Origin of the sequence: Planktothrix sp. FACHB-1355, from assembly GCF_014748295.1 — a bacterium.
Lineage (GTDB): Bacteria > Cyanobacteriota > Cyanobacteriia > Cyanobacteriales > Aerosakkonemataceae > Aerosakkonema > Aerosakkonema funiforme_A.
This window is the reverse complement of the sequence record NZ_JACJUP010001229.1, coordinates 1-2,008: the sequence shown is the minus strand read 5'-3', so window position 1 is coordinate 2,008 and position 2,008 is coordinate 1. Positions and strand designations below refer to the sequence as shown.

Here is a 2,008-nt window from a genome sequence, read left to right as displayed (position 1 = left end):
TTCGATAATCAAAATCGCCTCCACGCTGAAGGTTCAGCCGCGATTCAATATGCTGATGGTTTCAGCTTTTATGCCTATCATGGTGTAACCTTACCAGAAAAATATGGAAAATTGCATCCAAATCAGTGGCAAGCAAAATGGCTTTTAGAAGAAAAAAACGCCGAATTGCGACGAGTATTGATTCAGGGAATCGGTTACAGTCGCATTTGCCAAGAATTACAAGCGATCGAACTAGATTCTTGGCAGGAATACACTTTACTAAAAATAGATAGCAATGTCGATATCGAACCGATTTATTTATTAAAAATGACTTGTCCCAGTACAGGGTTCATCCACGCCTTGCGAGTACCGCCAAATGTTGAATCTGCACGCGAAGCAATCACATGGGTAAATGGGGGAATTGACCCAGAAGAATTTTCCCTGCAAACTTAACTCGGTAAAGGACTTTCCCCATTCTGAAATTTTTTAAATAGGTTGAAGAAGTTATCCAACGCATCTCTTTCATCGGCAGAATAAAAAAGAATGATACTATCCCATCCGTGCGAAGATGTTATTTTAAATCTTTCCTGTATCCAATCTTGAAATTTAGGCTCTTCCGTACTTAGTGTGCTAATTTAACTTAAATTTATCCTCAAGGCTTTGCCCCGTAAAGCTTTGAGATTATTTACATCCAAAGTTTACCCTATCGCATTACAGTACAAGTGCGATCGCCTTGAAATCGCAGCGAGCTTGGGTTTAGGGTACTAAAAAACAAATGATTTGGCACACTAAGTACGGAAGAGCCAAAAATTCCCAGTTGCTGTCAATTATTTCAATACATTTGTACTACTTGGGTGAGCGATATGCCGATCGGCACGCTGCGCGATCGCACTCCGGCAAGTGCCTTAACAAAAGTTAATACAGAGTCGATTACTTTTACCCGACTACTTACGTTAAGCGATCGCACTGTTATTCATCTTTCTTTACAAAAAAGTTACAAATTATTTACTTAGGACAGATGCTGTTCTATTGACATCTAGCTAAAAAGGTATGTTATGTTGTTTATGTTTGTTACTTAGCTCATTTTTTTACTTTCATCTCATACCCCTTACTCAACAACTTGCTAAATCAGAGTTGATAGCAACATTTGAAAGCTACAGCGGGAACCGCTGTTAGGAGGTACAATAAAATCTAATTCTGGGAGCCAAAGCTAATGAAATCATATTCCGTCGATCTTCGACAAAAAATAGTGAATTCCCAATATTTCGCGCAAAACTTCCAAAGCGGTTCCTAAATATGCGGTTCTTAAATATGATGAGAAAAGGCGAGAATCTTCGATTCAGATAATCACAGTCGCATTTTTCAATGGCTATTAAAAGAAACTATGGAGAATTGTATGATCAAAAAAAATTTAAAAAATTTTTTAAAAACTTATGGCTACACCCTTTACCGTACCAAGAGAATACCTTTTGGATGCGATCTAAAAGAAGATATTACTAGATTATCACCTGATTTGACCATCAAGACAATTTTTGATGTCGGAGCTAATAAAGGACAAACGACTCTTGATTATCGTCGGAAATTTCCTGAAGCCAAAATTTTTGCTTTTGAACCAGTTAGTAAAAGCTTTGAAGCTTTCAAAGCGAATGTTGGCGTTGATTCTAAGGTTTTTTGCTTCAATTTAGCATTGGGTGAAGAAACAAAACAGGAAAAAATGTTAGTTAAAGGAACATCAGGTTCTAACTCTATTTACAGTGCTAGTAAGGTTAATAATCAAACCGAGCAATCTCTAGAAACAGTGAATCTAATTACATTAGATCAGTTTATGGAAGAAAACGAGCATAAAATTGATCGGATCGATCTGTTGAAAATAGATACGGAAGGCTATGAGTGTCAAGTTTTAAGAGGTGCAAAAGCCACTTTACAATCTGAGAAAATTTTATATATTTTCATAGAAGTCACTTTTCGACAGAAAGATAACTCTCATACTCAGTTTTCTACAATCAGTGAAATGTTGGCATCTTATAAT

General features: G+C 36.6%; 3 protein-coding genes. 2 read left to right on the top strand and 1 reads right to left on the bottom strand.

What is annotated here, in order from left to right:
- Nucleotides 1-432 (top strand): DUF6745 domain-containing protein (locus tag H6S82_RS31065; RefSeq protein ID WP_347339576.1); only part of this gene is annotated, 432 nt, incomplete at its 5' end.
- Between the two features lie 379 nt (nt 433-811).
- Here the strand turns inward: H6S82_RS31065 and H6S82_RS34235 are convergent.
- A complete protein-coding gene (locus tag H6S82_RS34235) occupies nt 812-946 on the bottom strand; it encodes a hypothetical protein (RefSeq protein ID WP_255512313.1) in 135 nt (44 codons plus the stop codon).
- 429 nt (nt 947-1,375) lie between these two features.
- Here H6S82_RS34235 and H6S82_RS31060 point away from each other — a divergent pair.
- The coding region (locus H6S82_RS31060) for an FkbM family methyltransferase (protein ID WP_191057323.1) at nt 1,376-2,008 on the top strand (633 nt) is incomplete at its 3' end.